A 5691-nucleotide genomic window follows, 5' to 3' on the forward strand; every position below is an offset into this window, starting at 1 on the left:
AGCGCACGGAAGCTGAGGTCCTGGTCGTCGGTGTCCTCGGCCAGCTCGCGGGAAAAAAGCCGCCGCTCCTCCTCGAAGCGCTTCAGGGCGAGCACATCGTTCACGAGAACGCGCCTGTGGGTGCCGACCTGCCGGAAGGGAAGCCGGCCCGTGTCCATGTGGTGGTAGACCAAGGGGCGGGAGATCCCGAGAACCTTCGCGGCCTGCTCCGGAGACAGCTCGGCCTCCTTGTCGACGATGAGAACATCCTCACTCTCGCCGATGCGCGCGAGGACGTCTCCGATCGCCGCGAGGAGGGAAGCGGTCAGGGGCACCTCGACCCGTTTGCCGGTCCTGTCCTGAAGGAGGAGTTCACCACCGGCCCCGGCCATCTCCCGAAGCGTCGCCGCAGCCTTGGCTGCCGTATCGCGTTCCCGATCGGGAACCGAGATTGTCGTTGCAGTTGCCTGCGCGCCTCCGGGGCTCTTATCTGTAATAACTGTAAGACGCCCTTAAGGTTGCCGGACGCTGGGTGGAGGATGTTGGCCCAGATACAGCCAGCCCTCGCGCGTCCACACGTATGAGAGATCTGCGGCCCACTTCTGGTTCGGGCGCTCGGCCGAGAAGTTCTGCTCGAGGAGATTGGGCGCGACCGGACAGGCATGATGGCTGTCGGTGGTGCACTTGAACCGGCGCGTCTGCCGGGCTTTGAGGCCATTCTCGCGCATCAGCCGGGCGGTCCGGCGCCGGCCGACATTCAAGCCGTCGTCCCGCAGTTCGCGGGTCATGCGAGGGCTACCGTAGGTGCCGTGCGAGCGCGCGAAAGCCGAGCGGATATGAGCCAGCAGAGCCAGATCCTCCCGTTGGTGGCAACTCGCTGGGCGGCTTCGCCAGACGAAGGAGCTGCTTGGACTGACACCTAAAACCTTGCACAGGCGCTGGACGGGGAAGTCCTCTTTCGCCGCATCGATGAGGGCGAACCCCATCGACTTCCCTCCTTGGCGAAAAAAGCTGTAGCCCGCTTCAGGATCTCCCGCTCCTGGCGCAGGATTTCGTTCTCGCGCCGCGGCCGCTTTAACTCGGCCGCCCGGTCGTCCTGGTGCTCCTCAGGGGGCGTCGATCTCGCGCTCGCGGCGGTGGTCAATCCAGTGCCGTAGGGTCGACAAGCCGATCCCGAGATCCGCGGCAATCTCACGCCGGCTGCGGCCGCTCGTCAACGCAAGCCGCACAGCCTCATCCCGAAACTCTTTCGTAAAGCGTGTGTGGGGCATGGAGATCCTCCTGCGCTATAGCAGTGCTCTCCACTTGCCCGAAGCAAGTCCATATCGCCTGTATCTGCCGCAGGACTGGGCCGACGATCCGGCGCGGCGCCAGAAAGCGGGCGTGCCGGAGGAAATCCTCTTCCAGACTAAGCCCGAGATCGCGCTCGACCAGATCCGCGCGGGATCGTGCTGATGGATGCCGGCTATGGCAACGACACGCAATTGCGCACCGGCGTCAGCACCTTGGGTCTGAGCTATGTCGCTGGAATTCAAGCAAACACTACGGTCCGGGCACACGGCGCGGCACCGCAGCCGCCGAAGACGTGGTCGGGCCGGGGGCGACCGCCGAAGCTGATCCGCCGCGATGCCGAGCACCGACCGGTCTCGGTCAAGACGCTCGCGCGCGGCCTGCCGCCAGAGGCGTGGACCGAGATCACTTGGCGCACGGGCACGAACGAGGTGCTGAGCTCGCGCTTCGCCCGCCGGCGCGTGCGCCCGGCGCATCGTGATGAGGCCCTGACGGAGCCACGCCCGGAGGAATGGCCGTTGATCGAGTGGCCGCACGGCGAGGAGAAGCCAACCAAGTATTGGCTCTCGACGCTGCCGGAAGAGATCGCCTTTGGGGCTCTCGTCGATCTCACGATGTTGCGCTGGCGGATCGAGTGCGACTACCAGGAACTCAAGCAGGAACTCGGGCTCGGGCATTACGAGGGCCGCGGCTGGCGCGGATTCCATCACCACGCCAGCTTGTGCATCGCGGCCCACGGCTTCCTGATCGCCGAGCGGGTGCGGATTCCCCCCTCGGGACCGGCTCGCACCAGAAAGCGCCAGGCGCCTCGTCTACCCGAGGGTTATCGACCCCGCGGCACCACCGCTCCGGCCCGAGTGGCACATGCCGGACTCGATCACGACGCTGCGCCGCTGTCTGGGTATTGCTCTCGCGCGAACACTTGAGCGATGTCCGTGCTGCGCCCTGCGTAACCAGAGCCCACCCAATCGCCATTCACCCTTGTGACGCAGTAGTACTAGAAGGCTTCCAAACAACGCGCTTTCAACTACAGTTTTTTGGACATGCTTTCCTCTCCCGAGGGTTCCCACAACCGCCAGGACACCTCATTGCATCAGGTACTAAGCTATCCTGGCTTCTGGGCCTGAATTAAGGCCCCGCTGGTTGTCAAATCAGTATCAGATAAGTGAGCGAACCGCGGGGCGAGTTGTGAGCGAGAAAGGTGCGATGCGCTTACCAATCGTTGGTCACATGCGATGTCGTATCCCAGCGACGTGAGAATGCTTAGGTGCGCCGAATGCGGCTCACGATTGGGTTGTCCCCTGCGCTTGTTTGTAAGTGCTTGCCACAGCCAGTCAGAGCAAGCCCAATGACCGTTCCACTCTTTGGTGATGCCATATGACTTGAAGTCGATTTGATGCGATACGATACCATCCGGCTTCAGCCACCGGTCCATCTCACGATAGATGCCAGGAAGATCAGTGACAAGCTGTAGGACAGCTTGCGAGATGACGAGATCCGCGACCTGATCTTCGATCGAGTCCTTTTCGAAAGGAGCGACGTAGGACAGAAGACCGGTGGAAGCGGACGAGTGGCCGGTATCCTTTATAGTATCATGGAGAGTATCCCGGATTGCTGCTTGGCGTTTCGGGTCAAGCATTCGACTCAAGTGGTCCGTGGGAAGTACGTCTGTGGGAAAGGCGTAGGAAGACAGACGGGGGTTCACGACTGGGAACTCGGCGTCATCCGGTATGGCGGTACGATCTTTGAAGAGGTCCACAAGCTCGTCGAATACGGCGAGATTCCGGTCCACCTGTGCATACCGGACCGAATCGAGCGCAATATATCGATCCGCACAGGAGAGAAGTGCTGCGATACCCAATCCAAGGGTATCGCCGGGGCCGATCTCGACGATAGTGCCGAATCTCGTGGGAAGGCCGCTTTGGTGCAGCGTCGACAGATGTCGCAGCCAGACCGAGTAGCAGTATCTCGCCGAACTGGTGCCTCCACCTCCGGTCCATCGCGTCGTGATGTTTTGCAACCCTGGGACGTTGGTGGCTACGGCAACAAGGACCGCCTTGGATGTGATCGGCACCATGCGAGTCTCCCGAATCTGTGACCCAGACCTATTCATCCTATCATCAATGGCACAGATAGAAGATCGCAACTGCCCTGCCGCAATAACTACGATAGTCAAAGAGCCCAAAGAACGCGGACCCGTACCGCTGGGCCGTTGAGCGTTCCTTTGTCTGGATCAGGCGAAAGCGCCGGTTCTGGATGAACCCGGAAGCTCCCCTTACATCAGGGCCCGCAGCTACCCCGCGTGACGCTTCTTACGCGATAATGCCACGTCGCATATGAATTCCGGACTAGACTCTACATTCTCCTCGTGCACCCCGGCCTGACCTAATAGAAATTCGGCAGCAAATTCCGGCGTCGAATTTAGAATATGATACTACCGCTCCCCTTGCGTTAATATGACAATATCTAGCTGCTGCTATGCAGCAGCCATAGCACAGAGCGATAATTTCTTTAAACTTACCGATTGTAACATTTATCGAATTCTTCTGACATTTTATAGCCGCATTGTCGTTCTTTTAAACTGCCAGACTGTCCAAGCCAATGCGCAAGCGGTCGAGAAGATACTTTTATTACGTCAATACAACTCTCAAGGAGCGTCTATTGGCACTTTATTATATTTCTCCTACCGGTTCTGGAACTAAAGATGGCTCATCTTGGGCCAATGCTGCCACGCTCTCGAGTCTCTCAAAGCTTATTGATGCGGCTGGACCGGGCGGCGAGGTCTTGCTGCGCGCTGACCAAGGCGCCTACAAGCTGAGCCGCGAGGTGTTCATTAGGGATGGTGGCACCGCCGATGCCCCCGTCACGATTCGCGGGGTTGACGTTAACGGTGCGGCACGAAGCGCGGAGTTCATCGGAACACGCGCCGAGAACTGGCAGCCGGGCTTGAGCGAGGGCCGTGAAGCCTTCCGTCTGCTGGACGGAGCCGACCACCTGCAGTTCGAGAACCTGTCGTTCAAGAACATCGGCAATGGTGCCTTTCGCGTGGGGGCAGACATCAGCGATCTCACAATCGAACACGTCACCGCATCGAACGTTAAACGGTTTATCGAGAATTACCATTCCGGCACCGCAACGTCGGCCACTATCGACGGGCTGACGGTGCGCGATGTCAACATTCACGGTTACTCGGGCGCCGGGGCCATCCGCCTCCAATACGACACGCACAATGTGCTGCTGGAAGACGTGTTTGGTGACAGCCAGCGGCAAGACGGTGGCCTCTATGTCAACGGAGTTGTGCTCGATGGCACGGTCCACGACGTGGTTCTTCGGCAAGTGACGATGAAGAACAACTATGGGACGGGCGGACCGAGGACATTCTGGAACGGAGATGGCTTCACCACGGAGAGTGGTGTCTACAACGTTCGTTTCGAGGACACGGTTGCGTCCGGCAACACTGATGCCGGTTACGACTTGAAGTCCAGCAACACCGTCCTGGTCCGAGCCTTTGCAGAGGATAATACTCGCAATTACAAGTTCTGGAGCGACTCCATCACGATGGAGGACAGTGTCAGCTTGAACCCGCACTTCAAAAAGGAGGGAGCGCCACAGACTCACATCCAGTTGACGACAGACGCAAAAGTATCCGTGATCGGGGGACAGATCATCGATTCCGATCCAGCCAGTCGTGTCTTCGATCTGTGGAAGCCCGGAGCGCACCTCGACCTGAGCGGTACCAAGGTTTCGACGCATCCTGACGCGAAGTTGTCGGGCCTCGGCAGTGGCTCCGTACTGTCGGTGACAGGAACGAGCGGCAGCGATTCGGTCCGCGGCTTCGGGGGCAATGAGACGCTCAATGGTCTAGCCGGCAACGACACGCTGGCTGGCGGGTCGGGCAACGATGTGCTGAACGGGGGTGCCGGTAATGACGTGCTGATCGGCGGGCCGGGAACTGACAGGTTGTTCGGCAATGCAGGCGCGGACGCGTTCCGGTTCACCACCTGGAGCGAAAGCATAGTCGGAACGAAGGCGGATGAAATCGGCGATTTCGTCAGAGGTACGGATCGGATCGATCTTTCTGCCATCGACACCAATACGGGAGCAAGCGGCAATCAGGCATTTTCCTTCCTGGGTACCAGTGCCTTCACGGGCAAGGCTGGTCAGCTACGCTATGCACATGCTACGGATGGGACCACAAGCATCTATGGAGATATCAACGGCGACAAGGTTGCTGACTTCCAGATCAAGCTGATTGGCTCGCATATGCTTACCTCAGGTGATTTCATTCTCTGATCTAAATTTCAACTGCGGAGACACCTTCTCTGCAGAGCCGGGCGCCTCGGCCTTAGGCCGAGGCGCTGCCCTTATATCCCGAGTGTAACCAACTCTGGTGGCATTAGCGGGGGCCTGCCCGACCTAGGC

3 protein-coding genes and 2 pseudogenes are annotated in these 5691 nt (G+C 59.6%); 2 read left to right on the top strand and 3 right to left on the bottom strand.

What is annotated here, in order from left to right; genetic code table 11:
* Both BN1233_RS45285 and BN1233_RS46285 read right to left on the bottom strand, forming a co-directional pair.
* A partial coding sequence (locus tag BN1233_RS45285; protein ID WP_048709841.1) for a helix-turn-helix domain-containing protein occupies positions 1 to 371 on the bottom strand: 371 nt, incomplete at its 3' end.
* 156 nt (positions 372 to 527) lie between these two features.
* Positions 528 to 1250: pseudogene (locus tag BN1233_RS46285) on the bottom strand (IS3 family transposase); the annotation flags it as partial.
* 52 nt (positions 1251 to 1302) lie between these two features.
* On the opposite strand from BN1233_RS46285, the pseudogene BN1233_RS33695 reads away from it, so the two are divergent.
* Positions 1303 to 2195 (top strand): annotated as a pseudogene (locus BN1233_RS33695) (IS701 family transposase); the annotation flags it as partial.
* A gap of 179 nt (positions 2196 to 2374) precedes the next feature.
* Here BN1233_RS33695 and BN1233_RS33700 read toward each other — a convergent pair.
* On the bottom strand, positions 2375 to 3346 hold the full coding sequence (locus BN1233_RS33700) for a methyltransferase domain-containing protein (RefSeq protein ID WP_046867965.1): 972 nt from the start codon (positions 3344 to 3346) through the stop codon (positions 2375 to 2377).
* 584 nt (positions 3347 to 3930) lie between these two features.
* Here BN1233_RS33700 and BN1233_RS43725 point away from each other — a divergent pair.
* Positions 3931 to 5562: a M10 family metallopeptidase C-terminal domain-containing protein gene (locus BN1233_RS43725; protein WP_187144431.1), complete on the top strand. Its 1632-nt coding sequence runs from the start codon at positions 3931 to 3933 to the stop codon at positions 5560 to 5562.
* Positions 5563 to 5691: the final 129 nt, after the last annotated feature.

This window comes from Microvirga massiliensis (assembly GCF_001006805.1).
Taxonomy (GTDB): domain Bacteria; phylum Pseudomonadota; class Alphaproteobacteria; order Rhizobiales; family Beijerinckiaceae; genus Microvirga; species Microvirga massiliensis.

Coding starts and splice junctions, on each gene's coding strand:
- BN1233_RS33700 (WP_046867965.1), bottom strand. CDS start 3,346: ATGGTGCCGATCACATCCAAGGCGGTCCTTGTTGCCGTAGCCACCAAC.